This is a genomic window from Pseudoalteromonas sp. Of7M-16 (assembly GCF_022347805.1).
Classification (GTDB): Bacteria; Pseudomonadota; Gammaproteobacteria; order Enterobacterales; family Alteromonadaceae; genus Pseudoalteromonas; species Pseudoalteromonas luteoviolacea_F.
This window is the reverse complement of the sequence record NZ_JAKRFY010000011.1, coordinates 1-24,977: the sequence shown is the minus strand read 5'-3', so window position 1 is coordinate 24,977 and position 24,977 is coordinate 1. Positions and strand designations below refer to the sequence as shown.

Annotated in this window: 20 protein-coding genes and 1 tRNA gene; 19 read left to right on the top strand and 2 right to left on the bottom strand. The window is 42.4% G+C overall.

The annotated features are described in order from the left end of the window. Positions 1–63: 63 nt before the first annotated feature. Positions 64–537 carry a globin gene (locus tag MHN81_RS12920; RefSeq protein ID WP_023397661.1) on the bottom strand — a complete coding sequence of 158 codons (474 nt, stop codon included), beginning with the start codon at positions 535–537 and terminating at the stop codon, positions 64–66. A gap of 246 nt (positions 538–783) precedes the next feature. Then, positions 784–1,569, bottom strand: a complete 786-nt coding sequence (locus MHN81_RS12915) for a delta-class carbonic anhydrase (protein WP_023397662.1) — start codon at positions 1,567–1,569, stop codon at positions 784–786. A gap of 204 nt (positions 1,570–1,773) precedes the next feature. Here MHN81_RS12915 and MHN81_RS12910 point away from each other — a divergent pair. The 19 genes from MHN81_RS12910 (at position 1,774) to MHN81_RS12820 (ending at position 24,622) form a co-directional block, all read left to right on the top strand. Beyond that, positions 1,774–1,850, top strand: a tRNA-Met gene (locus MHN81_RS12910). Between the two features lie 262 nt (positions 1,851–2,112). Next, positions 2,113–2,568, top strand: coding sequence for a ribosome maturation factor RimP (gene rimP, locus MHN81_RS12905; protein ID WP_023397663.1), 456 nt, complete (start codon positions 2,113–2,115; stop codon positions 2,566–2,568). A 39-nt stretch (positions 2,569–2,607) separates the two neighbouring features. Further along, the gene (nusA, locus tag MHN81_RS12900) at positions 2,608–4,107 is read left to right on the top strand and encodes a transcription termination factor NusA (RefSeq protein ID WP_023397664.1); all 1,500 of its coding nucleotides are present in this window, start codon (positions 2,608–2,610) and stop codon (positions 4,105–4,107) included. 26 nt (positions 4,108–4,133) lie between these two features. After that, complete coding sequence (gene infB, locus MHN81_RS12895; RefSeq protein ID WP_023397665.1) at positions 4,134–6,815, top strand: translation initiation factor IF-2; 2,682 nt, start codon at positions 4,134–4,136, stop codon at positions 6,813–6,815. Between the two features lie 107 nt (positions 6,816–6,922). After that, a complete protein-coding gene (gene rbfA, locus MHN81_RS12890) occupies positions 6,923–7,327 on the top strand; it encodes a 30S ribosome-binding factor RbfA (protein ID WP_023397666.1) in 405 nt (134 codons plus the stop codon). Next, positions 7,327–8,262 carry a tRNA pseudouridine(55) synthase TruB gene (gene truB, locus MHN81_RS12885; protein WP_023397667.1) on the top strand — a complete coding sequence of 312 codons (936 nt, stop codon included), beginning with the start codon at positions 7,327–7,329 and terminating at the stop codon, positions 8,260–8,262. Before rbfA ends, truB begins: the two co-directional genes overlap by 1 nt. A gap of 103 nt (positions 8,263–8,365) precedes the next feature. Further along, positions 8,366–8,635, top strand: coding sequence for a 30S ribosomal protein S15 (gene rpsO, locus MHN81_RS12880; protein ID WP_036975065.1), 270 nt, complete (start codon positions 8,366–8,368; stop codon positions 8,633–8,635). A 244-nt stretch (positions 8,636–8,879) separates the two neighbouring features. Continuing rightward, positions 8,880–11,009: a polyribonucleotide nucleotidyltransferase gene (gene pnp / locus MHN81_RS12875; RefSeq protein WP_023397668.1), complete on the top strand. Its 2,130-nt coding sequence runs from the start codon at positions 8,880–8,882 to the stop codon at positions 11,007–11,009. 107 nt (positions 11,010–11,116) lie between these two features. Further along, positions 11,117–12,010, top strand: a complete 894-nt coding sequence (gene nlpI / locus MHN81_RS12870; protein WP_036975066.1) for a lipoprotein NlpI — start codon at positions 11,117–11,119, stop codon at positions 12,008–12,010. Then, positions 12,011–13,183 carry a hypothetical protein gene (locus tag MHN81_RS12865; RefSeq protein WP_239425909.1) on the top strand — a complete coding sequence of 391 codons (1,173 nt, stop codon included), beginning with the start codon at positions 12,011–12,013 and terminating at the stop codon, positions 13,181–13,183. It abuts the gene before it with no gap. Positions 13,184–13,421: 238 nt separating this feature from the next. Beyond that, entirely contained in the window at positions 13,422–16,214 is a 2,793-nt protein-coding gene (locus MHN81_RS12860) for a monovalent cation/H+ antiporter subunit A (RefSeq protein WP_023397671.1), read from the top strand. Then, the gene (locus MHN81_RS12855; RefSeq protein ID WP_023397672.1) at positions 16,214–16,585 is read left to right on the top strand and encodes a Na+/H+ antiporter subunit C; all 372 of its coding nucleotides are present in this window, start codon (positions 16,214–16,216) and stop codon (positions 16,583–16,585) included. Before MHN81_RS12860 ends, MHN81_RS12855 begins: the two co-directional genes overlap by 1 nt. Then, positions 16,582–18,093, top strand: a complete 1,512-nt coding sequence (locus tag MHN81_RS12850; RefSeq protein WP_239425908.1) for a monovalent cation/H+ antiporter subunit D — start codon at positions 16,582–16,584, stop codon at positions 18,091–18,093. The genes MHN81_RS12855 and MHN81_RS12850 overlap by 4 nt, the downstream gene beginning before the upstream one ends. Then, the gene (locus MHN81_RS12845) at positions 18,094–18,630 is read left to right on the top strand and encodes a Na+/H+ antiporter subunit E (RefSeq protein WP_023397674.1); all 537 of its coding nucleotides are present in this window, start codon (positions 18,094–18,096) and stop codon (positions 18,628–18,630) included. It abuts the gene before it with no gap. Beyond that, entirely contained in the window at positions 18,624–18,893 is a 270-nt protein-coding gene (locus MHN81_RS12840; protein ID WP_023397675.1) for a K+/H+ antiporter subunit F, read from the top strand. Before MHN81_RS12845 ends, MHN81_RS12840 begins: the two co-directional genes overlap by 7 nt. Before the next feature lie 11 nt (positions 18,894–18,904). Then, positions 18,905–19,231, top strand: a complete 327-nt coding sequence (locus tag MHN81_RS12835) for a Na+/H+ antiporter subunit G (protein WP_023397676.1) — start codon at positions 18,905–18,907, stop codon at positions 19,229–19,231. Positions 19,232–19,502: 271 nt separating this feature from the next. Continuing rightward, a complete protein-coding gene (locus MHN81_RS12830; RefSeq protein WP_239425907.1) occupies positions 19,503–21,617 on the top strand; it encodes a methyl-accepting chemotaxis protein in 2,115 nt (704 codons plus the stop codon). Positions 21,618–21,754: 137 nt separating this feature from the next. Continuing rightward, positions 21,755–23,689, top strand: coding sequence for a DNA topoisomerase III (locus MHN81_RS12825; RefSeq protein ID WP_023397678.1), 1,935 nt, complete (start codon positions 21,755–21,757; stop codon positions 23,687–23,689). 75 nt (positions 23,690–23,764) lie between these two features. Then, positions 23,765–24,622: a tetratricopeptide repeat protein gene (locus tag MHN81_RS12820; RefSeq protein WP_023397679.1), complete on the top strand. Its 858-nt coding sequence runs from the start codon at positions 23,765–23,767 to the stop codon at positions 24,620–24,622. Positions 24,623–24,977: the final 355 nt, after the last annotated feature.

Sequence of the window (24,977 nt, the reverse complement as noted above, 5' to 3'; positions counted from 1 at the left end):
TCACCTAAATTAACCTAAATTAGGGTCAGTCTACTGATTCCAAGTTTGATTGTCACCTTCACATCAAGAATGACTAATTTGTCTTTTTTGCCGAACTTGATCTAAGTAAACAATATTTGACATGCCAAATAGTTCCGATTTGAGTACGTTGGCGATAATATGCAGTGCTCGCTTCCAAGCATTTCTCACTGCAAGTGTAAATTGTTTGCCTAAATGGACCTTTAACGTGTCTAAAAAGCAATTGCACAAAATTCTAATGTCACAGGCCGATGGGTGAAGGGACTTAATGGTGGCAATATTGCCGACAATGTAACTACAGAGCTCCTTTTGATTCGCCATACGGATAAGACTTTGCTGAATAAATGCCCTAAGCTGATATTCAATGGCTAAAATTTGTGACTCAGCACTAGGAATGACCATTGACATTGGATGCATTTTTAAGCGGTGGTTAAAGCTCACGCAAAAACAGTGAAAATTTGGTTTGATAGTCGCAAATGACTGACTTAAAAGCTGATATTGATAAGGTGAAATACTCATAATCGCTCCAATTACGATTAGAGCGGATCCGTGCTCAAGTTTTTAATCAACTCTGTTTCGCTATCACTCAAACTGATACAGCAAACAAAACAAAATAAACTTGGGTGACTACCTATGATGCGTGTTTTGTGTTGTACGAAAAAACCGCATTTGATTTGAGTATAGCCAGTAGACTTTTATGATTGCAAACTTATTTATCAATAATGCAGAAATACAAATATTGTAGTTCTGCATATCATCTAATGCTTATTTGATAGTTGATAGTAACTTAGGATCGGTTACCAGCTGTCTGACACCGTGTGCATGATCTTCTTCAAAGACGTTGTCTTCACACCACTCGGCGAGACTATTGATGTCGATTTTGGCACAAGCTGGACGAACACTCCAAGTAACTTGTAAAGGAGAGCATTGTTTATCGTTGTAACTTGGTCCCGTTGTAGACCCTAAAAACTCAACAGGTTTACCGGTCGTATTTGGGATATGTTTAGGCTGATGATAACCATCAACAATATTACCGTCGTAGCTCAAGTCATTGAAGTCTAGTGCATCTTCATCATTTACAACTAGGAAAACTTGTGTTTCTACGCGTAAGTCAGGGTTTGCACATTGATCATTAAGGCAAGAGCCCAGTCCTTTACCTGGTTTGACATCACATGAACTGTGTACCCAATGTACTTCGATGGTATCTCCAGGTTTTACGTTTTTACAAACTTTTCCTTTTGGCGCTTTTAACTCTGCGGCTGTTAGGCTTGATGTAGCATTACACTGGTAACCACCATATTTACCGTCACCTGCAAATACAGAGAAGTCTTTTGCTTTGTGCTCTGCATTTTTGTGGAAATGAATATTACACAGGTTCATTTGTGAAGAAGGAGGCGCGAGGCTAAAGATGCGTTTGTTTTCCCCGTAAAGGTTGTCGATGTCCCGTGGTGTTTGTGGACCGGCGCTAGCGCATGTGTTTGCAGTTGCAATACCACTGAAAAACAAAGTTGATAACGCTGTCAAAGTTATCTGGAATGACCTTTTATTCATTTAATTGTCTCCGGATTGTAAGAAAAGTGAAGTATAGAGCAAACTAAAACGGGTACAAGTGATGTATGTTAATGATTGTTAAAGAAGTACTTAATCAATTCTGAAGATGTTTAGGTGTGTCTAATTTATCTAGTTAGTGGTTGCGTATTAATGGAACAATCTCTATAATACACGCCAATTGAGCAGCATATCGCTGCATGTGGACGCGGGATGGAGCAGCTTGGTAGCTCGTCGGGCTCATAACCCGAAGGTCGTCGGTTCAAATCCGGCTCCCGCAACCAATATTAAGAAATTTGATTATTTCTTATTAGGTCGCGCATTCATGGTAATGCGCGTTTTGCGTTTAAGCGCAAGCTTAATTTAGGCTGGTACAGCCCGCAACCAAGCACGGCCTTTGGCCACACAGTTTGTTTTTGGTGTGACGCCCCGCTTGGTTCGGGGCGTTGTTGTGTCTAGTGCTAGATAATAGCAATTTAGGCCCAAGAGCATGCAGCTGAATTGATGGGGCCATGAGCCCTTTTTTTGTTTGTATGGAGGTAATTTGTGTCAAAACTCGAGCAAGATTTAACCGTTATGCTAGAGCCTGCTGTTGAAGCGTGTGGTTTTGAGCTGCTCGGTTTAGAGTTTGTGCAAGCTGGTCGTCATTCTACACTGAGAGTGTACATCGAACATGAGAATGGTATTAATGTTGACGATTGTGCAGAAGTAAGTCGCCAAATTAGTGCGATTATGGATGTAGAAGATCCCATTACAAATGAATACAACTTAGAAGTGTCTTCACCGGGTGTGGATAGACCATTATTCAAACAAGCTCATTATGAGGACGCGCAAGGTGAAGAAGTGCGTTTGCGCACTAAACTTCCACAAGATGGTCGCCGCAACTTTAAAGGCGATCTAATAGCAGTTAAAGGCGACATGATCACGCTGACTGTCGACGGGCAAGAGCATCACATTATGCTAAGCAATGTCGAAAGAGCTAATATCATCGCCAAATTTTAAGATTAAGTGCGAAGGACCAGGGCAAGCGAGGCAAAACCTATGGCAAAAGAGATCTTGTTGGTTGCAGAAGCTGTATCCAATGAAAAAGCAGTCCCAAGAGAGAAAATTTTTGAGGCGTTAGAGTTCGCACTGGCGACTGCTACAAAGAAAAAACATGACGGTGAAATTGAAGTACGTGTTTCTATTGATAGAAAAACGGGTGAATATGATACATTCCGTCGTTGGCAAGTAGCTGAGCCATTAGAAGATGGCTCACTAGAGCATCCATACTCTGAAATCACCCTTGAAGCTGCTCAGGTCGAAGAGCCAGAGTTGCAACTAGGTGACTACGTTGAAGAGCAAATTGAATCAATTCAATTTGACCGAATTACTACCCAAATGGCTAAGCAAGTTATCGTGCAAAAAGTACGTGAAGCTGAGCGTGCATTAGTTGTTGATGCATACAAAGACCAAAAGGGTGAACTGGTAACCGGTGTTGTTAAAAAGGCATCGCGCGATACCGTTGTAATTGATTTAGGCAACAACGCTGAAGCGGTAATTTACCGTGAAGATATGCTACCTCGCGAAAGCTTCCGTCCTGGTGACCGCGTTCGTGGATTGCTATATGAAGTGAAGCCTGAAGCACGCGGCGCACAGTTGTTTGTAACTCGTTCTAAACCAGAGATGCTGATGGAGCTATTCCGCATTGAGGTGCCGGAAATCGGTGAAGAGATGATCGAGCTCAAAGGTGCAGCTCGTGATCCTGGTTCACGTGCCAAAATTGCGGTTAAATCAAATGACAAGCGTATTGACCCGGTAGGTGCATGTGTTGGTATGCGTGGTGCACGTGTACAAGCTGTTTCGACAGAATTAGGCGGCGAGCGTGTTGATATAGTATTATATGATGACAATCCAGCTCAGTTCGTTATTAATGCAATGGCACCTGCAGAAGTTGCGTCAATTGTGATGGATGAAGATTCACGCACGATGGAAATCGCGGTTGAAGCAGATAACCTAGCACAAGCGATTGGCCGTAATGGGCAGAACGTACGTTTAGCTAGCCAACTAACTGGTTGGGAACTAAACGTAATGACAGTTGAAGATATGGAGCGTAAAAACGCCGAAGAATCTGATAAACTTATTAGCCTATTTACAGACAACCTAGATATCGATGATGACTTTGCAGAGTTTTTGATTAACGAAGGTTTCTCAACTCTTGAAGAAGTCGCATACGTACCAGTTGCTGAATTCCTAGAAATTCAGGGACTAGACGAAGAAACTGTCGAAGAGTTACGTAAACGTGCAAAAGATGCATTGACGACTAAAGCACTTCGTGATGAAGAGTCTTTAGAAGGTGCTGAACCTGCTCAAGACTTACTAGACCTTGAAGGTCTTGATCGCCACTTAGCGTTTGTGATGGCGAGCAAAGGCGTAATCACCCTTGAAGATTTAGCAGAGCAAGGTATCGACGAATTAGTTGAGATCACTGAATTATCTGAACAGCAAGCGGGCGACTTTATTATGGCTGCACGCAACATTTGCTGGTTTAGTGAAGAGTAGTTTATTAACGGGAGGTAACGCATAACATGGCAGAAGTGAGCATAGAGAAACTAGCCGAGAACATTGGTACAACTGTTGATAAATTACTGCAGCAGTTAACAGATGCAGGGATCACCAAAGCCAAAGGCGATCAGGTAAGTGAATCTGAAAAAGCCAAGTTGCTAGACCATTTGAGTAAGCAGCATGGCGGTACAGGTTCAGATGGCCCTGAGCGTATGACTCTTCAGCGTAAAAGCAAGAGTACCTTAAGTGTTACTGGTTCTACTGGTAAAGCTAAATCGGTTCAGGTAGAAGTACGTAAAAAGCGCACTTACGTTAAAAAGAGCGCAATCGAGCAGCAAAAAGAGCAAGAACGCTTAGCTGCAGAGGAAGCTGCGCGCAAAGAAGCAGAATTGAAAGCTCAACAAGAAGCTGAGCAACAAGCGAAAGAAGAAGCTGAACGCAACGCCCAACAGGAGGCAGAGCGAAAAGCCAAAGAGGAAGCTGAGCGCAAAGCTAAAGAAGAAGCCAAACGTAAAGCAGAAGCAGAACGTCAAGCGAAAGAACAGCAGAGTAAAGAAGTGGATAGCGCCCAACAAGAGCAAGAGAAAATCGAAGCAGAACGTCTTCGTACCGAAGCAGAAGCAGCAGCTGTAAAAAAAGCTGAAGAAGAAGCAAATCGTCAAGCTGAAGAAGCTCGTCGTCTAGCAGAAGAGAATGAAGCACGTTGGAAAGCTGAAGAAGAAGAGCGCAAACGTCGCGAAGCTTCTGCAGATCACCATATGACTACTTCTACCTATGCACGTGAAGCAGAAGATGAGTCTGATGCACGTGAAGAGAAAAGTGCACGTCGTAAGAAAAAGAAAAAGCCACAAGCGAAAGGCGAAACTAACGCACAACAGTCACGTGGTAAAAAAGGCAAGCTTAAAGCGCCTACATCTCTTCAACATGGCTTCCAAAAGCCTGCGGCGGAAGTTAAGCAAGAAGTGCGCATTAGTGAAACAATTACAGTATCTGAGCTTGCATCACGCATGGCTGTGAAAGGTGCTGAAGTTGTTAAAACACTAATGAAGCTTGGTGAAATGGTAACAATCAACCAAGTTATTGACCAAGAAACTGCTCAGTATGTTGCAGAAGAAATGGGTCATAAAGTTGTTCTTGTTAAAGAGAACGAACTTGAAGAGAAAGTATTGAGTGACCGTAGCGACAACGAGAGCGTTGGTCCACGTGCACCAGTTGTTACTGTAATGGGTCACGTTGACCACGGTAAAACGTCAACGCTTGACTACATTCGTAAAGCGAAAGTAGCAGATGGTGAAGCCGGTGGTATTACGCAGCACATTGGTGCATACCACGTTGAAACTGATGGCAACATGATCACGTTCCTAGATACTCCAGGACACGCGGCGTTTACATCAATGCGTGCACGTGGTGCAAAAGCAACAGATATCGTTGTACTAGTTGTTGCTGCTGACGATGGCGTAATGCCACAGACGAAAGAAGCTGTACAGCACGCAAAAGCTGCTGAAGTACCGCTTATCATCGCTGTAAACAAAATGGATAAAGAGGGCATCGACCCTGATCGCGTTAAAAACGAGCTTGCTCAATTGGATGTTATTCCAGAAGAGTGGGGTGGTGACACGCAGTTTGTTCATATCTCAGCGAAAACTGGTCTAGGTATCGATGACCTTCTTGAAGCTATCTTGATGCAAGCTGAGCTATTAGAGCTGACAGCTCCTCAAGAAGGTATGGCACAAGGTGTTGTTATTGAATCTCGTCTTGATAAAGGCCGTGGTCCAGTTGCAACTGTACTTGTACAGGGCGGTACGCTTGAGCAAGGTAACATCGTTCTATGTGGTCTTGAGTACGGTCGTGTCCGTGCAATGAGAGACGAAAACGGTAAAGAAATTTCACAAGCTGGCCCATCAATTCCTGTAGAGATCCTAGGTCTTTCTGGTGTACCTGCGGCAGGTGATGAAGCAACAGTTGTTAAAGATGAGCGTAAAGCGCGTGAAGTTGCACTATACCGTCAAGGTAAGTTCCGTGAAGTGAAGCTTGCTCGTCAGCAGAAAGCGAAACTTGAGAACATGTTTACAAACATGACTGAAGGCGATATCTCTGAAGTTAATGTTGTTCTTAAAGCTGATGTACAAGGTTCAATTGAAGCAATCTCAGATTCACTTACTAAACTGTCGACTGACGAAGTTAAAGTGAAGATTGTAGGTAGTGGTGTAGGTGGTATCACTGAAACAGATGCAACACTTGCAGCAGCTTCAAATGCAATCATCGTTGGTTTCAACGTTCGTGCGGATGCGTCTGCGCGTAAAGTGATTGAAGCAGAAAACCTAGATCTACGTTACTACAGTGTTATCTATGACCTAATTGAAGAAGTGAAACAAGCAATGGCTGGTATGCTTGCGCCTGAGTTCAAACAAGAGATTATTGGTCTTGCTGAAGTACGTGACGTGTTCAAGTCGCCTAAGATCGGTGCAGTAGCAGGTTGTATGGTAACTGAAGGTATTGTGAAGCGCAGCGCGCCAATTCGTGTACTACGTGAAAACGTGGTTATTTACGAAGGTGAGCTTGAATCACTTCGTCGCTTTAAAGATGACGTTCAAGAAGTTCGTAACGGTATGGAATGTGGTATCGGTGTTAAGAACTACAATGACGTTAAAGTTGGCGATCAGATTGAGGTATTCGAAACTGTTGAAGTACAGCGTTCACTGTAATTCTAACAGGGTCTAAACCTTGAAATGGGGGCGTTAGCCCCCATTTGTGTTTGTGTTTTTTAGATTTTTATAACATAAAAATCAATAGCTTATTAAAAGTGGTGACAATGAGAGAATTTTCTCGTACGGATCGTGTTGCACAGCAAATTCAAAAAGAAATTGCGGTTATTTTGCAACGAGAAATAAAAGATCCAAGACTTGGTATGGTAACTGTATCTGCAGTTGAAGTATCTCGTGATTTATCTTATGCAAAGATCTTTGTAACTGTATTAAACAGTAAGAGTGATGAGGATACAAAACAAAACCTCGCTATTATGAACGATGCGACTGGATACATTCGTTCGATCTTAGGCAAGCGTATTCGTGCGCGTATTATGCCAGAGCTAAAGTTTGTCCTAGACAACTCACTGATGGAAGGTATGCGTATTTCCAATTTAGTTGATGAAGTGATTCGTTCAGATAAAGAAAAGCGTGGCGAAGATACTGACTCAGCAGAAGGTGGTGAAGAGTAATGGCCCGCCGTAGTAAAGGTCGCCCGGTTGATGGCATTGTACTTTTACACAAGCCTCAAGGGATCTCATCGAACAAAGCTCTGCAGCAGGCCAAAGGCATCTATTTTGCGCAAAAAGCCGGGCACACTGGTGCTTTGGATCCGCTTGCAACGGGCATGTTGCCAATCTGTTTTGGTGAAGCAACCAAGTTTACTCAGTTTTTATTAGATACGGATAAAACATATGTTGTTCGTGCTCAACTAGGTGAACGAACTACTACATCAGACTCCGATGGTGAAATTGTTGAGACTCGCTCAGTTGACATTACCCAAGCGCAATTGGAGCAGGAGGTCGCGAGCTTTTTAGGTGAATCAGACCAGTATCCTTCTATGTATTCTGCGTTGAAATATCAAGGTCAGCCACTATACAAGTATGCTCGTGAAGGAATTGAAGTACCGCGTAAATGTCGAAAAATCAACGTTTATAGCATTACGCTTGATGAATATGATGTTGAAAGCCAACAAATTCAAATGACTGTGCATGTATCAAAAGGTACTTATATTCGCACTATCGTTGATGATTTAGGCGAGAAACTGGGGTGTGGTGCACACGTTATTATGCTTCACCGTAGTGGCGTAGGTCATTATCCAGCTGAAAAGATGATCACCATTGAAGCTTTAGAAGAAAAGTTACAACAAGCTAAAGATGATGAGGTTGAGCCATCTACCTATATTGACGAGCTGTTACTGCCAATGGATACAGCACTTGTTGATCTACCAACGATCACTTTAACTAAAGAGCAAGGTGTTGCATTTAGCCATGGCCAAACCGTTGTTGTAGGCGAAGTACCTGAGGGCGTAATTAAGGTTATGGCCGAAGATACCTTTATTGGTATCGGTGAACGTAACAAACATGGCCACCTTAAAGCAAAAAGAGCGCTATCGAGTGCACAATAATTTTGTCAGCGGCATGAATTACTGATACAATGCCGCCGCTTTGTCGCTTTGGCTGAATTAGTGATCGGCTAAAGCATTAAATTTATTTAAATTGGAGTTTATTATGTCACTAAGCAACAAAGAAAAAGCAGAAATCGTAGCAAAATTCGCTCGCGCAGAAGGCGACACAGGTTCTCCTGAAGTTCAAGTAGCGCTTCTAACTGCTGATATCAACAAACTACAAGGCCACTTTGCTGACCACAAACACGACTTCCACTCTCGTCGTGGTCTACTACGTAAAGTTAGCCAACGTCGTAACCTTCTTGATTACCTAAAAGGTAAGAACGTTGAGCGTTACGCTGCGTTGATCAAAGAGCTTGGCCTACGTCGCTAAGAATTTGATGAATTGTTGGATTTTTATCCGACAATAAAAAAGGGGCGACTTCGCCCCTTTTTTTGTGCGTGTACTAGCAGTATACTTACCCTCGCTCAAGCATAGTGCTGAGCAAGCGCCGATACTTCTGCCAATTGTAGTGCTTAAGTAGATCTATATGAGTACCAAAGTTTTTTGGGTGTTCTATTTAAGACTGTAATTGGTTGTTGTTGGCGTTTTAATATATTTTTTAAGGAATATTTTTGTGCAAGCAATAATTAAAGAATTCCAATTAGGTCAACATACAGTGACCCTGGAAACTGGTGCTATCGCGCGTCAAGCTGACGGTGCGGTTTTAGCAAGCATTGGTGATACTTCAGTACTAGTTACTGTTGTTGGTAAGCGTGAAGCTGCGCCTGGTCAGGACTTCTTCCCTCTTACTGTAAACTATCAAGAAAAAATGTACGCAGCTGGCCGTATTCCAGGTGGTTTCTTAAAGCGTGAAGGTCGTCCTTCAGACTCAGAAACATTGACTGCACGTCTAATCGACCGTCCTATCCGCCCTCTATTTCCAGATGGTTTTGTAAACGAAGTTCAGGTAATTGCGACGGTTGTTTCATCGGACCCTGAAATTCAACCTGATATGGTTGCGTTGATCGGTACTTCTGCAGCACTAGCTATTTCTGGTGTGCCATTCAATGGCCCTATCGGTGCAGCTCGTGTTGGTTACATCGATGGTCAATATGTACTTAACCCAACTGTAAAAGAGCTTTCTGAAAGTAAGCTAGATCTAGTTGTAGCTGGTACTGAAAATGCAGTATTGATGGTTGAATCAGAAGCCGAAATCTTAACTGAAGAAGAGATGTTAGGTGCGGTTGTTTATGGTCACGATCAATCTCAAGCTATCATCAAAGCAATTGAAGAGTTTAAAGCTGAAGCTGGCAAACCAGCTTGGGAATGGACTGCACCTGAGAAAAACGTTGCACTTGCAGACAAAGTAGCTGCAATTGCAGAAGAGAAAGTTGGTTCGGCTTACCTTATTACTGACAAAGTAGCGCGTAAAGAGTCTCTATCTGAAGCAAAAGCTGAAGTAATTGAAAAGCTAACTGCTGAACTTGCTGAAGGCGAAGAGCTAGACGAGCAAGAAGTTGGTAAACTATTCAGCTCTTTAGAGAAGAAAATCGTACGTGGTCGCATCATCGCTGGTGAAAAGCGTATTGATGGCCGTGAACCGGATATGGTTCGTGCGCTTGACGTGATGACTGGTGTACTTCCGCGTACTCACGGTTCTTCAATCTTCACTCGTGGTGAAACTCAGGCACTAGTAACTGCTACTCTAGGTACTGAGCGTGACGCACAAATGATGGATGACCTAGTAGGTACTCACAAGCATCACTTCATGCTTCACTATAACTTCCCTCCATTCTGTGTAGGTGAAACAGGCTTCATTGGTTCTCCAAAACGTCGTGAAATCGGCCACGGTAACCTTGCAAAGCGTGGTGTTCAAGCGGTAATGCCAAGCCTTGAAGAATTCCCATATTCAGTACGTGTTGTATCTGAAATTACAGAATCTAATGGTTCATCTTCAATGGCATCTGTATGTGGTACTTCACTTGCTCTTATGGACGCAGGTGTACCTGTTAAAGCATCTGTTGCTGGTATTGCTATGGGTCTAGTTAAAGAAGGCGAAGACTTCGTTGTTCTTTCAGACATCCTTGGTGACGAAGATCACCTTGGTGATATGGACTTCAAAGTTGCAGGTAGCAGCGCGGGTGTTACTGCACTTCAGATGGATATCAAGATTGAAGGTATCACGAAAGAAATTATGCAGATTGCTCTACGTCAAGCGAAAGCAGCTCGTATGCACATCCTGAGCGTAATGGACCAAGCAATTGCAGCGCCTTCACAAGAGCTTTCTGAATTTGCTCCGCGTATTTATACAATGAATATTCCACCGAAGAAGATTGCTGATGTTATCGGTAAAGGTGGTGCTACAATTCGTCAGCTAACTGAAGAAACTGATACGACGATCGAAATCGAAGATGACGGTACAGTTAAGATCGCTGCAACTAACGGCAACAGCGCTAAAGAAGCGATTGCTCGCATTGAAGCGTTAACTGCTGAACTAGAAGTTGGCACTATCTACAACGGTAAAGTAAACCGTATCGTAGACTTCGGTGCGTTTGTAAATGTTTTACCAGGTAAAGATGGCCTAGTTCACATTTCTCAAATCAGCAAAGAGCGTGTTAACAATGTTTCTGATCACTTAAAAGTTGGTCAAGAAGTTAAAGTTAAAGTTCTGGAAGTTGACCGCCAAGGCCGTGTTCGCTTAAGTATCAAAGAAGCGCTAGAGCCATCAGAGCCTGCAGCAGAGCAAGCTCCAAAAGGTGAGTAATTTTCTGTAAAGAAACAATAAGTTTCGTTAAAAGGGGCTGAATGGCCCCTTTTTTTGTGCTTTAATGGCTGACATCATCAATTTTCTGGCCCATAGAGGGAAGTACCTTGAGATTTTTATTAATACCATTGTTAGGATTAAGCTTATTGGGCTGTCAGAGCACGCAAAAAGCTGGTGAGCATAGTGCCATGCTGCCATTGTTGCCAATCCCATTTACTGAGCCATTGCAACCAGACCCACGCGCTCAAATTGAAGTGGCCCGGTACAGTGAGTTACTCAATAGCCCAGAGTTGACGCGAACTCAAAGAGCAGAGTTATACCACATACGCGGTAAACTATACGATAGCTTGGGTTTACCTCAATTAGCACAAATCGACTTCAATCGGGCTTTGAAGCTTAAGCCAGATTTGGCAGAAACCTATAATTTTTTGGGAATACATCACACTTTACGTCAAGAGTTTACCCAAGCATATGAGCGTTTTGACTCCGTATTGGAGTTAGATGAAAGTTATGAATACGCATATTTAAACCGAGGTATTGCGCTTTATTACGGAGATAGGGCCGAACTTGCTGTAGACGATTTTACGCGATTTTTGGCAAGTGCAGACGACGATGCTTATAGAGTATTATGGTTGTTTTTAGCTCAAAATGACGTTGATCCGGTTGTAGCTAAAGAGCAATTGGCAATTAACAGCCAAAAGCTGAGCCCTTCTGCATGGTCAACGCAAATTGTTCAACTGTACTTAAATCAACTAAATGAAGAACAGTTTCTTGCAGGCGTTACCCAAGGCGTTCAGTCGCAGAAGGAATATGCTGAGCGACTTTGTGAAGCCTATTTCTATATAGCCAAGCGTCATCTTCGAGCAGGCAACGACTTGAAAGCTGCGGAGTATTTTAGGTTGACGTTGGCAACTAATGTATATGAGTTTGTAGAACACAAATATGCAAAACTAGAGTTGCAGTTGCTTAGGCAAGCGCTTTTACAAAAAAGCGCTGGTTAAATGATGTTTCGTCAGTATATTGCTGGCATCATTTTTATATTGTTGGCTGTGCCCAGTAGCAGCCAACAATTTACTTATATTAAAGACCTTACCCCACAGAAAATAGCCGCCTTTGTCGCGCAAGCCGAGTCAGGTTTTAACTTAGGCAGTGTTGCTTACAAGCGAATAAAACAGACACCTGAGCGATTGAGCAATAGCCAAGTTTTGGCTCTTCGGCGCTCTGGATATGATTTTTTTGCGTTTGAGTGGGCAATTAGACTCATTGAAAAAGATCAGCATCAACAAGCGTTGCTAGTGCTTGAACAGCACTGGAGCCATGCACCGAGATCATCCCATATACGCTTATTAGAACTGCTGAGGCAGCAACAGCAGTTTTCTTATATGAACAGTGTGTTGAAGCGATTTGGAGAGATAGAGCCATATTCGACACTAAATGCAATGGTTCAAAGTAAACCTGTAGGCGAAATTGATATTGATAGCGCAGACACATTGGGCTTTTCTGTATTTGGCCGCCAAGAGCAAAGTATGCAGTGTGAGCACAAGGTTGTTTTACTTGCTGAGTCGTTACTAAGTGTTGAACGGCTTACATGGCTAAAATCTAAGTATATGAACAGCTCATTTGCCACAGCGTTACCGTATTGTTTCTCTGAACCCTATTATGTTGGTGATCTCGCAAAGTGCGAAGGAAAAGTAAAAGAGTTTATTCGTTGTGACTTACAACCCTTAATAGGGCAACGAATTACAAAACAAGCGCGGCACTTAGTGATCATGACAGATAAACCTGGCCTGGCCAATGTGCGCCACGGGGTTATGGCATTGAATAGTAAAAATGGATTTGAGTTATTTATTCATGAACTGATGCATTTTACCTACTTTGAAGACGAATACCCAGTTTCAGCAAGTAAAGCCAATTGGCTCTGTGCGACTGAGGGCCTAAAAGCGCCCAATTTATACGTGGGTGAAAACGCCCCAAAAGGTTGGTATCAGAGTGAAACATGCAAGTTTGGAAAGTTGCCATCACATAAACCTCAGCGCGCAGTATCAAAGATGGAATATCATGAGATCCACTTGTCAAACCAATATTTAGGATTATGGTTAAAGTCATTGGATAAAACTTTATTAGCACCTAGTGATTATCAAAATTATTTGAATGCGCTATCTGTAAACGACTAGTCAGGGTTAAATGGGGGCACCTTTTATGAACAGGATCTGAATTGTTTGTTAATCTTGCCTATTAATTGAACAGCCAGTATGTGAAACCCTAGACAAGTCAAACACTAATAAAGTATAACTGGTAGACGTTATGTGTGATAAAAATGCACGTAAAAAATAAACAGAACACGATCGCCATGACGTAATCATAACGTGCATTTAATAGTAATGAACGGCATCGAAGATATAAGGCTTCTTTATGACTTTGCTTTGGATACCCTTGATATCCTTGTTAGGCAGTTTACTCTCTTCATTTACAGGTAAACTCTCTCGCAATCAGTCGACTGCAATCACTTTGATTGCACCCACTGTGGCCCTTTTGTTGGCCATTGATTTAGCTCCCGCAGTATTTGCTGGGGAAGCTGTTCGCGCAACGCTAGATTGGGTGCCTATACTCGATCTTGATGTGTCATTCAGATTGGATGGATTGGCACTTTTATTCGTATTTATGATCTTAGGTATCGGTATACTAGTGATTTTCTATGCTCGCTATTACCTAAGTGAAAATGACTCTATGCCCAAGCTATACGCATACTTAATGCTGTTTATGACAGCTATGCTGGGTATTGTGATGTCAAATAACGTACTTCAACTATGGGTTTTCTGGGAACTGACCAGCATTAGCTCATTTCTATTAATCAGTTATTGGTGGCATAAGTCAGAAGCACGTAAAGGTGCTAAAATGGCGCTGGCTATTACTGGTGGTGGTGGTCTAGCGTTACTGGCCGGCTTGCTACTCATTGGTAATATTGTTGGTAGCTATGACCTAGATATCATACTTGCTAGTCGAGAGCTTATTCAAGCTCATAACTTGTATGAAGTTGCACTAGTACTTGTGCTTTTGGGTGCCTTTACTAAGTCTGCCCAATTCCCTTTCCACTTCTGGCTACCTCACGCAATGGCTGCGCCTACGCCTGTGAGTGCTTACTTACATTCTGCAACTATGGTAAAAGCAGGAATATTTTTACTTGCGCGCTTTTACCCAGCATTAGCTGGCACCGAGATTTGGTTTATTTTGGTTGGATTAACCGGGTTAATAACCTTGCTTGTTGGCGCGTATATCGCATTGTTCAAGCATGATTTGAAAGGGCTCTTAGCATTTTCGACGATCAGTCATCTCGGTCTTATTACACTGTTACTTGGGCTGGATACTGAGTTGGCAACTGTGGCGGCTATCTTCCATATTATTAATCATGCCACCTTCAAGGCATCGTTGTTTATGGCCACAGGGATCATAGATCACGAGACAGGTACTCGTGATATGAGAAGATTAAACGGTATGTGGCGTTTTATGCCTTATACCGCGACTTTGGCCATGGTTGCGGCGGCCTCAATGGCGGGTGTGCCACTGCTTAATGGTTTCTTATCTAAAGAGATGTTTTTTGCAGAAACGCTACATCAGCAATTGCTTGGCTCTATGTCTTGGTTAATACCTATCTTGGCAACCATTGCTGCTGCATTTTCGGTGGCCTATTCAGCTAGGTTCATCCATGACGTATTCTTTAATGGTGATCCGGTAGATTTACCAAAAGAGCCGCACGAAGCGCCGCGCTATATGCGTGTGCCAATTGAAATCTTAGTAGCACTTTGCTTGATCGTAGGTATGTTCCCGAACTTTGTAGTAGACGGCATATTAAGATTGGCATCAGGCGCGGTATTGGGTGGTGAAGCTCCAGAGTTTTACATCGCAATTTGGCACGGACTAAACCTGCCACTATTAATGAGTGCCATAGCGGTATGTGGTGGTTTATTGATTTACACTCAGCGTAAGTATCTATTCCAATTTCAAGCATCTTTGCCACCTATCAATGCCAAAAAAGGTTTTGAAAAAACGATGTACTCAGTGGTTACTTGGAGTCAAAACAAAATTAGCGCAATCGAAAATGGTTCACTGCAACGCTATTTGATGCTGATGCTGTTGGTTGTACTCTTAAGTGCAGGTTGGCCATTGTTTGAAATGAGTCAACTTGTTGGTGAAAATGCGCTTACACCTGTAGACATTCACAATGGGATCGGTGCGGGTCTATTGATGATTGGTGCAATTGGTACTGTTATTTGGCATCGTACGCGTATGGTGGCACTGCTGATGATCTCAGTGGTTGGTTTAATGGTATCTGTCGCCTTTACACGTTTCTCAGCGCCCGATTTAGCCCTGACTCAGCTTACTGTTGAAGTAGTAACCATTATCTTGCTGATGTTAGCGTTATTCTTCCTGCCTCAAAAAACACCTAAAGAATCGAGCTCGATTAGAACATTAAGAGACTTAGGGGTTGCCTCTGCGATTGGTGTGATTGTTGGTAGTATTTGTTACGCACTCATTACCAGACCATTGTCGTCTATTTCAGACTTCTTTGTGGCAAATGCTAAAACAGGTGGTGGTGGCACAAATGTTGTAAACGTCATCTTAGTAGATTTTAGGGGCTTTGATACTTTGGGTGAAATAGTCGTATTGGGTATTGCTGCTCTGGGTATCTATAAGCTAATCATTCACCTTCCTCTGTTCATGCCGGGCAGTGATTCGGAAGGTCGTCCGTGGGCTAAAGAGCGCTATCCACTGTTGCTAGCGTCAATTTCGCAAAGCCTATTACCGCTGGCGTTATTAGTCTCTTTCTATATTTTCCTAAGAGGTCACAATCTACCGGGAGGAGGCTTCATCGCAGGTCTTGTCACTGCAATTGCGTTTATCTTGCAGTACATTGCCCATGGCTCAAACTGGATAGCAGAACGATTCACTTTGAATTACCGTAAAATCATTGCCTCTGGTATTGCAATAGCGATGTTATCTGGGTTGGGTAGCTGGGCCTTTGGCCGTCCATTCTTAACAACTTGGTTCGACTATTTTGATATTCCATTGATTGGTGAAATTGAGCTGGCCAGTGCGTTGGTATTTGATTTAGGCGTATATGTAACCGTTGTAGGAGCAACGTTAATGATATTGGCAAGCCTTGGTAAAGTGACTGCGAATGCGCCCAAAGAAGAGGTGAATATTTAATGGAGCTTTTGTATTCTTCATGCGTAGGTCTATTAGTGGCCTGCGGAGTGTTTTTGATTTTACGAGCGAGGACCTTTCCTGTGGTCCTAGGTTTGACCATGCTTTCGTACGCAGTAAACCTGTTTCTGTTTGCATCAGGTCGATTGTCAATGAATCAGGCCGCAGTGCTAGGTTACAGTGAAACATATGCGGATCCACTGCCGCAAGCATTGGTGCTTACGGCAATTGTTATCGGTTTTGCGATGACAGCTTTTGTGGTTATCTTAGCGATCCGTGGTCGTGCAGACTTAGGTAACGACCACGTAAATGGTGTAGTACCTGACAAAACCAAAACTAAAGGGCGTCAGGTCAAGGAGCAAGGTAAGGCATGAGTCAACATTTAACCTCTTTACCTGTATTACTGCCTATGTTGGCGGCAATTTTAATGTTAATGCCGCCGTGTGGGAAAAACTTAAAAATTAGACGTTATGTTTCAGTTTTTATGGGGTTGCTCACAACTGCCGTATCTGTTTCATTGTTAGCATTTGTCAAAGGCAATAGTACTCAGGTATATGCGATAGGTGATTGGTCGGCCCCTTTTGGCATCGTCCTCGTAGCTGATCCACTATCTACCTTATTGGTTTCATTGACATCGTTTTTGGGGCTTGTCTGTGCGTTGTATAGCTGTGCCGGAGATGATGAGCAAGGTAGTTTTTTCCATCCGCTATTACATTTCCTTGTGTTGGGTGTAAACGGCGCGTTTTTAACTGGCGACGCTTTTAACCTCTTTGTGTTCTTTGAAGTACTGTTGATTGCTTCATATTCGCTACTTATGCATGGCGGCGACAAGCGTAATACGCGAGCAGCACTGCAATATGTGATACTAAACTTAGTGGGGTCATCTGTATTCCTCATCGCGTTAGGTATTCTGTACGGTACCTTAGGTACGCTCAATATGGCCGATATGGCAACGCGCGTTATGGAGTTGCAAGGTGATGATGTTTACCTGGCAAAAATTGGTGGTCTACTGTTATTGGTTGTCTTTGCATTAAAAGGCGCGCTGTTACCATTACATTTGTGGTTACCTAATACATATTCAACAGCTATGCCTGTTGTGGCAGCTTTGTTTGCAATTATGACTAAAGTTGGCGTTTATTCCATGATGCGCGTGTACACGCTAATTTTTGGCGAACAGGCGGGTGAGTTAAGTCATATGGCACAGCATTGGCTGTGGTGGCTGGCATTGGCTACCATCGTTATGGGTGCCATTGGGGTTCTTGCGAGCCAAGATCTACGTAAAATGATTGCGAATCTTGTTGTGGTTTCGGTGGGTACCCTCGTTGCTTTAGTTGCTGCGCAAACAGTAGATAGCAGTGCCGCAGCAATTTATTACCTTGTGCATTCAACGCTGGTTTCCGCAGCGCTATTTTTAATCGCAGATTTAGTGGGTAAACAAAGGGGTAAAGTAGGAGATCGTATTACAGCGGGTCGCCCAGTAGCACAGCCTCTATTTTTAGGTGGTGCGTTTATTTTTGCAGCGGTCACTGTAATTGGTATGCCCCCACTATCAGGGTTTATCGGTAAAGTTTGGATATTAGAGTCAACATTGGAATCTGCCCATGGTCACTGGTTTTGGCCAATATACCTCATAGCGAGCTTAGCAGTGTTGGTGTCAGTTTCAAAAGCGGGAAGCACCGTGTTTTGGCATCATACCGGTAAGGGTGAGGCAAATACCGAAGAAAAGGCACATCCAGTGCAAATTGTTGCAGTATTAATGCTCGTTGCGGCTTCGCCACTGATGGTGATTTTCGCTGGTCCGGTTACTGATTACGCACAATTTGCAGCAGTTGAATTACATAATTTTTACGGCCTTATCCAACATGTATTAGGGGGCAGGTAAATGAGACTTGAAGCTAAATATAAATGGCTACCAACGCCTTTTAGAAGCTTATTGCTATTTTCCGTCTGGTTACTGCTTAATAATACAGTGGCGCTAGGACATGTTATATTGGGAATAGTTTTAGCGATTGTAATACCGCTTATAACTCACCCTTTCAGAACTAAGCAGCCACTGGTCGTTAGGCCATTTAGGGCGTTAAGACATTTGATGTTGGTTCTTTACGATATTTTGACTGCAAATATTGAGGTTGCTATCAAAATTCTTGGGCCAACTAAAAAATTGAAACCAGGCTTTGTAAAAGTTCCTTTAGACTTACATGAGGCAATGCCAATCACCATTTTGGCAAGTACGGTTTCGTTAACGCCAGGTACAGTGAGTGCTGAAGTGTACCCTTGGCCAGAAACACTGGAAGGTGAGCAGGCGGATTGCCAAAAGTATTTATTGATCCATGTCTTAGATCTGGATGATGAGCAAACTTTGATTGAAACAATTAAATCCCGTTATGAAGCGCCACTGAAGGAGATCTTTGAATGTTAGATACGATCATCTTAATTGTTTTTGCCATGATAGGCTTGGCGTTGTTACTGAATTTATGGCGTCTAGTTGTAGGGCCATCAGTTCCAGATAGAATACTGGCATTGGATACTATGTACATTAATACCATTGCACTTATTATCCTATACGGCATGAATATGGGCACGTCATTGTATTTCGAAGCCGCATTATTAATTGCGTTACTCGGCTTTGTGAGTACCGTTGCTGTATGTAAATACTTATTACGCGGCGACATAATTGAATAGGGGCTGAGAAAGTGGACATAGTTATTTCGATTTTACTTTTAATGGGCGGTGTTTTAGTTTTAGTTGGGTCAATCGGGTTGGTAAAAATGCCTGACTTTTTCATGCGCTTGCATGGCCCGACAAAAGCAACGACACTGGGTATGGCTTGTTTATTATTTGCTGCAATGGCGCATTATAGTCAGTACGGTGACGGTTTGAGTTTAAAAGAAATTTTGATTTCTTTGTTTTTACTTATAACAGCTCCAATCAGTGGGTATATGTTGATAAAATCGGCTATCCATCACCGCATTGACTCTACAGACAAGACAACGGGAAAAGACAAAATAGAAGAAGATTAAAGCCTTCTTCGAGTTGGGTGTCTTTGGCACCCAACTGCTGATCGTCCACCAATTCTAATATTTAACTAATTATCGTTTTTTCCTGCCTCCACGCTTATCTCAATTTATTCTTGCAAAATTCAGCTCAAAAACTTACCTTCAATTATTCTTTAATATTTCTGTAGTAAAATAAACTATTATTATTTAGTCAGTTAACTTTAGTTGGTAGTTTTTAAAACGTTAAATACTCCTTGTTCCCAACGAAAATAGACGGAATTTCTTAAGGTCGCGTATGCAGCAAGTATCGATAAAAAATAAACTCATGCTCTTTGTAACAACATTAGTTATTGCGGTAATAGCGATTCTAGTGGTGACGACTTGGTTACATTTGCAAGAGGAAAATAACAGGCAAAGTGACGAGGTTCACTCTGCAATGCTGGAGGAAATAAATGCAAGACTGACAGCTCAGGGGCTATATTATGGACAGAGAATAGCCGGATTTTTAAATGCAGCTTATCGAGTGCCAAACACGCTGGCAGGATCATTTGAATCTACATATATCTCGCCACTGAGCAGAAGTGATATGCAATCCTTACTTAGAGGTGGACTTGAAAAAAGCGCAAACGTCTCTTCTATCTATGTGCACTACGAACCAAATGGCTACGATAAAAATGATACGGACTACATATCGGGAGCGTCACACTCTGTTGCCGGAAGTGGGGCGCTCGAAATGTACTTTACTAGAGATAGCGGCGGTGTCACGCAACACATTGTAGAGTCCTCTGACGCAAAATATGCTGAAGCGCGCAACCAATTTGGTATACGTGAAGCTGAGTGGTATCTGTGCGCGAGAGATATAAATGCGCCATGTATTATGGAACCCTATCTATATGAAATTTCGCCTGGTCGAGAAATGCTGATGACTTCTCTGACTGTGCCTATACGTGAGAACGGGCGCTTTAAAGGCATTATCGGAGTTGATGTCAATTTGCCTAGTTTGCAAAAACTGGTGGAAGAGCTTTCAAACAATTTATATCAGGGCAAAGGCAAAGTATTTTTATTGAGTGAGTTGGGGTTAATTGCCGGTGCGAGCCATAACGCAGATAAATTGGGTGAGCCTCTGAGTGATGTTTTAGATGTGTCATTGGCAAATAAGCTAGGTACATTGCACCAAAAAGGTGGCTATGCAGAAACGGAAAGTAAGGTGTTTTTTGCCAAATCAATTGAAATTGAATTGGCAAACAAGACATGGTCACTGGTGATCGAAGTTCCAAAGCAGCAAGTGCTTGCGTCAGCGTATAGGATTGAGCAACAACTGCATCAATCAACCAGCGATTTTGGACTTTGGTTGCTAATGCTCGGGTTTATTGTGATTTCAGTGGCTTTGGCCCTAAGCATCTTTTTGATAAACACCATAACGAAACCTCTGTCCCACATAGAAGCTAGAATTGTAAACCTCGCTTCTAGTGAAGGGGACTTAACGCATAGTTTAGAAGTCACACATCATGCCGAGCTTATTTCTTTAGCGAATGGTTTCAATGTTTTTACGAACAAATTGAGAGCTATGATAGCTGATTTAAAAGGTCTTGCTGAGCAGTCATATCAACAGTCATATGTAACGACAGAAGCTGCAATTAACATTAAAAATAAGGTATCTAATCAGCATATTGAAATTGATAATGTTGTCACGGCTATTAACGAGTTAAGTGCGACGGCAAGCGAAGTTGCTAGGGCATCTGAACAGGCAGCAACCACGACCGATGGTGCAGTCGGCACAGTGAGGGAGTGTGAACAGAGTATCGTTACGACAACCGAAACCGTCGAAGAAATAGCCACTCAAGTATCAACTGCGCAAGCTGCATTTCATAAAGTTGCAAAACGCAGTGGGGATATTTCGAAAATACTCGATGTAATTAGATCTATTGCAGAACAAACTAATTTATTGGCATTAAATGCGGCTATTGAAGCTGCGCGTGCTGGCGAGAAAGGAAGAGGGTTTGCGGTTGTAGCTGATGAAGTACGCGCACTTGCGTCAAAGACACAAGCTTCAACAGATGATATCAGTACCTTGATCGAAAATTTACAAAGCGAGATCCGCGGATCTGAGCAAATTATCGAGCAAACGGTAGAACAAGGCAATGAGGCAACGGTATTGTGTCGTGAAGCTGCCAAAATTATGGCGAGTTTAGTTACAGAGCTCCACGGTATTTCGCATGAAGTAACGCAAATAGCTACATCTGCTGAACAGCAAAGCATGGTTACAGAAGAGGTTAATGCCAATACCACTAATATTTCCGACGCTGCACGTGAATTAGCTAAGTACGCAGATGATGTAGAGCACGCGGCCAGTGCTATGACGCAACTAGTTGAACAGAAGCATAGCCAGCTGAGCTTATTAAAAACGTAAGGGGTGAAATTTTGAGTAGCTTGTTGTCAATTCAATTAGCACAATAAGCTACTCATCCTGATAAATTAAGAACACATCTAGATTTGTTGGATGGAGTTGGCTAGAATAACTGTAAAAATATACAGTTATTGGCGTTTATGAAGCTCTACATTGCAGAAAAACCTTCCCTTGGTCGAGCCATTGCCGACGTCCTTCCAAAACCGCATAAAAAGCAAGATGGTTTTATTGAACTCGGAAATGGCGATTGTGTTACATGGTGCATTGGGCATTTGTTAGAGCAAGCTGAGCCGGAAGACTATGATGAGCGTTATAAAAAATGGTTGATCCAAGATCTACCGATCGTACCCTCAGAGTGGAAGTTTAAAGCCAAACCAAAAACGAAAAAGCAATTATCGACAGTGAAGCGATTGATAAAGAAAGCTTCAATACTAGTTCATGCTGGCGACCCAGATAGGGAAGGTCAGTTGCTTGTTGATGAGGTTATCCAAGAAGCTAAACTTTCCAAAACGAAAAAAGCGACTGTTGAACGTGTGTTGATCAGTGATTTAAACCCAAGTGCGGTGAAAAAGGCACTTAGCCAGACAAAACTGAACGCAGACTTTGTTCCATTGAGTGTTTCAGCATTGGCGCGGGCCAGAGCTGACTGGTTATACGGTATGAATTTAACCCGCGCTTTTACTTTAGCTGGGCAAAAAGCGGGTATACAAGGAGTATTGTCAGTTGGGCGAGTTCAAACTCCAGTGCTTGGTTTGGTGGTACGTCGTGATGAGGAAATAAAACACTTTGTTTCTAAACCATTTTACGAAGTAACAGCTGTAATTCGCAAAACAGGTGGTGAGCAATTTGACGCTAAATGGGTGCCCAGTGATGCTTGCTTGCCGTATATGGATGAAGAAAAGCGAGTGTTAGTCAAATCGCTGGCAGAAAATGTTGCAGGTCGAATTAAAGACAAACCTGCAGATCTCATCGCTTTGGATAAAATACCAAAAAAGCAAAACCCGCCGTTACCTTATAATCTTTCATCATTGCAAATTGATGCAAATAAACGCTTTGCAATGTCAGCAAAGCAAGTGTTAGACATCTGCCAGTCTTTATATGAAAAGCACAAACTCATTACATATCCAAGATCTGATAATCGGTATCTACCAAATGACCACTATGCTGAGCGTAATGACATTCTCGCTGCAATATTGAACAATCAAGGTGAAGAAAAGCAACATATTGAGAACGCTGATCCAAATATCAAGGGGAAGTGTTGGAATGATAAAAAAGTAGAAGCGCACCACGCTATCATTCCCACCAAAAAAAACCTCAAAACGGCACAGTTGGGGCATCAAGAACAACAGGTATATGGATTGATTTGCAGGCAGTATCTGGCTCAGTTTTACCTGCCCTATGAATACTCGCAAACCAAAGCTCAGTTAAAGATTGCAGGAGGCACGTTTATCGCCAAAGCTGATACAGTTATCAACTTAGGATTCAAAGTTCTTTTTAAATCAAATAAGAAAGAGCAGAACGAAAAAAAGCAGTTGCCACATCTTGATGTTGGAGAGCCATTGCATTGTATCGATGGACTGATAATAGAAAAGCACACTCAGCCCCCCCAGTTTTATACTGAAGCTACGTTACTCAGTGCGATGACAGGTATAGCTCGATTTGTAAAGAATGGTGATATCAAAAAGGTTCTCAAAGAAACAGACGGTTTAGGTACGGAAGCAACAAGAGCTGGGATAATAGAGCTGCTTTTTAAAAGGCGATTTTTAACAAGAGAAGGTAAATTAATTAAATCGACGGATCTTGGAAGAGGCCTTATTAACACTATTCCAGTAGATTTGTCGCTACCAGATAGAACGGCATTGTGGGAATCTCAGCTAACTAATATCGCCGAAAAAGCTGCCTCTTATAATCAGTTTATGTTGCCATTGCAGAATGAATTGGCAGAGTTAGTCGGGTTGTCTCAGACGCTAAATACTGATCCACTCAAAGGTATTCAAACAGCAAGTCCCTTTAAAAAGAAAGGCGGTTATAGAAAAACACGTCGAAAGTCGACTAACAAAGGAAAAAGCAAATAGTTCTATATAATTACCTTGTAAACGAAAAACAAGTCACCATATAGCTAATAGAATTGCAACTAAGAATGCCCCATTATGGAAAACAAAATTACATTAACGCCAGAAAACATTCAGCAGGTACTTTCATCTTCATCTGCAGACCATTTAGTGTTGCTAAGCTTTTATAGTGCCCAGCATCCTGACTGCATTGCACAGGCAGCCATTTTAGATGAGTTGGCTACGCAATATAGTAGCAGCATCACTATTGCTACACTAGATTGCGATCTACAACAGGCTTTAGCAGGTCAACTTGCACAGCAAGTTGGGCTACAGGCGCTTCCAACTGTGGTGGTTTTAAAAGCAGGCTCCCCAGTTGATGTGTTAGCGGGTGCTAAAACAAAAGAAGAAATCACTAAAGTACTGACTGAACATTTACCTTCACCAGAGCTGATCTTATTGGATCAAGCTAAACAGGCGTTGACTTCTGGAGATCTCAATGGGGCCTACTCGCATGCAAAACAGGCTTATGATTTAGCTAAAGGGAATCCGAGAGTGAATTTGGTGTTTGCTGATATCTGTATTCAAATACAGAAAACAGATGATGCAGCGGCTTTGCTCGCAACGATCCCTGAGGATCAACATGATGCCTATTACCACAATTTACAAGCGAAGTTAGCTCAAGCACAAGAGGCACAAGAATCCCCTGAGGTGAAAAAGCTACTGCAAGCGGTAGAGCAAAATCCGAATGATTTATCGTTATTATGTGAGCTTGCACAGGCACAAGTAGATGCAGGCCAGAAAGAAGAAGCGCTAACGTCTTTGTTTAAGGTCCTGAGCAAAGACCTATCTTTTGGCGAAGCCAAAAAGGGGTTTTTAGATATTATCGCGTCTTTGCCTGATGGTGACGCGACAGCAGCAACCTTCCGTAGAAAATTATACAGCTTACTCTACTAGAGTCTTTTGTTCTCGGTGCGGTGAAGTCGCGCCGAGAAATTTCTTGCAACTTCTCAAATTTGTACAATACTTAAATTCCTTTTTCGAAAAGTCATGACATTTTGATTAAAAAATGATGACAAAGCTTGTGGTTTTGGTTGTTTTAGAATGATTTTTGCTCGTTTAAGTTGTTTTTATAAGTTTTCTCAAAAAAACACTTGATCAAAGTTTAGATCTCCCTATAATGCGCACCCACTGACACGGCGGGCTGCAACGAAAAACGCAAACCAAAGTGAAGGTCAAAGTTAAACGGAAAGCTTAATTAAGAAAAATTAAATTTTCTAGTTGACTTTAAAAGTGAAGCGGTTAATATGGC

What these genes read in the sequence shown, in the direction of transcription:
- MHN81_RS12915 (WP_023397662.1), bottom strand. Translation starts at nt 1,569, where the DNA reads ATGAATAAAAGGTCATTCCAGATAACTTTGACAGCGTTATCAACTTTG.
- nusA (WP_023397664.1), top strand. Translation starts at nt 2,608, where the DNA reads ATGGCAAAAGAGATCTTGTTGGTTGCAGAAGCTGTATCCAATGAAAAA.
- MHN81_RS12820 (WP_023397679.1), top strand. Translation starts at nt 23,765, where the DNA reads ATGGAAAACAAAATTACATTAACGCCAGAAAACATTCAGCAGGTACTT.
- rbfA (WP_023397666.1), top strand. Translation starts at nt 6,923, where the DNA reads ATGAGAGAATTTTCTCGTACGGATCGTGTTGCACAGCAAATTCAAAAA.
- infB (WP_023397665.1), top strand. Translation starts at nt 4,134, where the DNA reads ATGGCAGAAGTGAGCATAGAGAAACTAGCCGAGAACATTGGTACAACT.
- MHN81_RS12860 (WP_023397671.1), top strand. Translation starts at nt 13,422, where the DNA reads ATGACTTTGCTTTGGATACCCTTGATATCCTTGTTAGGCAGTTTACTC.
- MHN81_RS12830 (WP_239425907.1), top strand. Translation starts at nt 19,503, where the DNA reads ATGCAGCAAGTATCGATAAAAAATAAACTCATGCTCTTTGTAACAACA.
- truB (WP_023397667.1), top strand. Translation starts at nt 7,327, where the DNA reads ATGGCCCGCCGTAGTAAAGGTCGCCCGGTTGATGGCATTGTACTTTTA.
- MHN81_RS12840 (WP_023397675.1), top strand. Translation starts at nt 18,624, where the DNA reads ATGTTAGATACGATCATCTTAATTGTTTTTGCCATGATAGGCTTGGCG.
- MHN81_RS12850 (WP_239425908.1), top strand. Translation starts at nt 16,582, where the DNA reads ATGAGTCAACATTTAACCTCTTTACCTGTATTACTGCCTATGTTGGCG.
- MHN81_RS12825 (WP_023397678.1), top strand. Translation starts at nt 21,755, where the DNA reads ATGAAGCTCTACATTGCAGAAAAACCTTCCCTTGGTCGAGCCATTGCC.
- rpsO (WP_036975065.1), top strand. Translation starts at nt 8,366, where the DNA reads ATGTCACTAAGCAACAAAGAAAAAGCAGAAATCGTAGCAAAATTCGCT.
- MHN81_RS12920 (WP_023397661.1), bottom strand. Translation starts at nt 537, where the DNA reads ATGAGTATTTCACCTTATCAATATCAGCTTTTAAGTCAGTCATTTGCG.
- MHN81_RS12865 (WP_239425909.1), top strand. Translation starts at nt 12,011, where the DNA reads ATGATGTTTCGTCAGTATATTGCTGGCATCATTTTTATATTGTTGGCT.
- MHN81_RS12845 (WP_023397674.1), top strand. Translation starts at nt 18,094, where the DNA reads ATGAGACTTGAAGCTAAATATAAATGGCTACCAACGCCTTTTAGAAGC.
- MHN81_RS12855 (WP_023397672.1), top strand. Translation starts at nt 16,214, where the DNA reads ATGGAGCTTTTGTATTCTTCATGCGTAGGTCTATTAGTGGCCTGCGGA.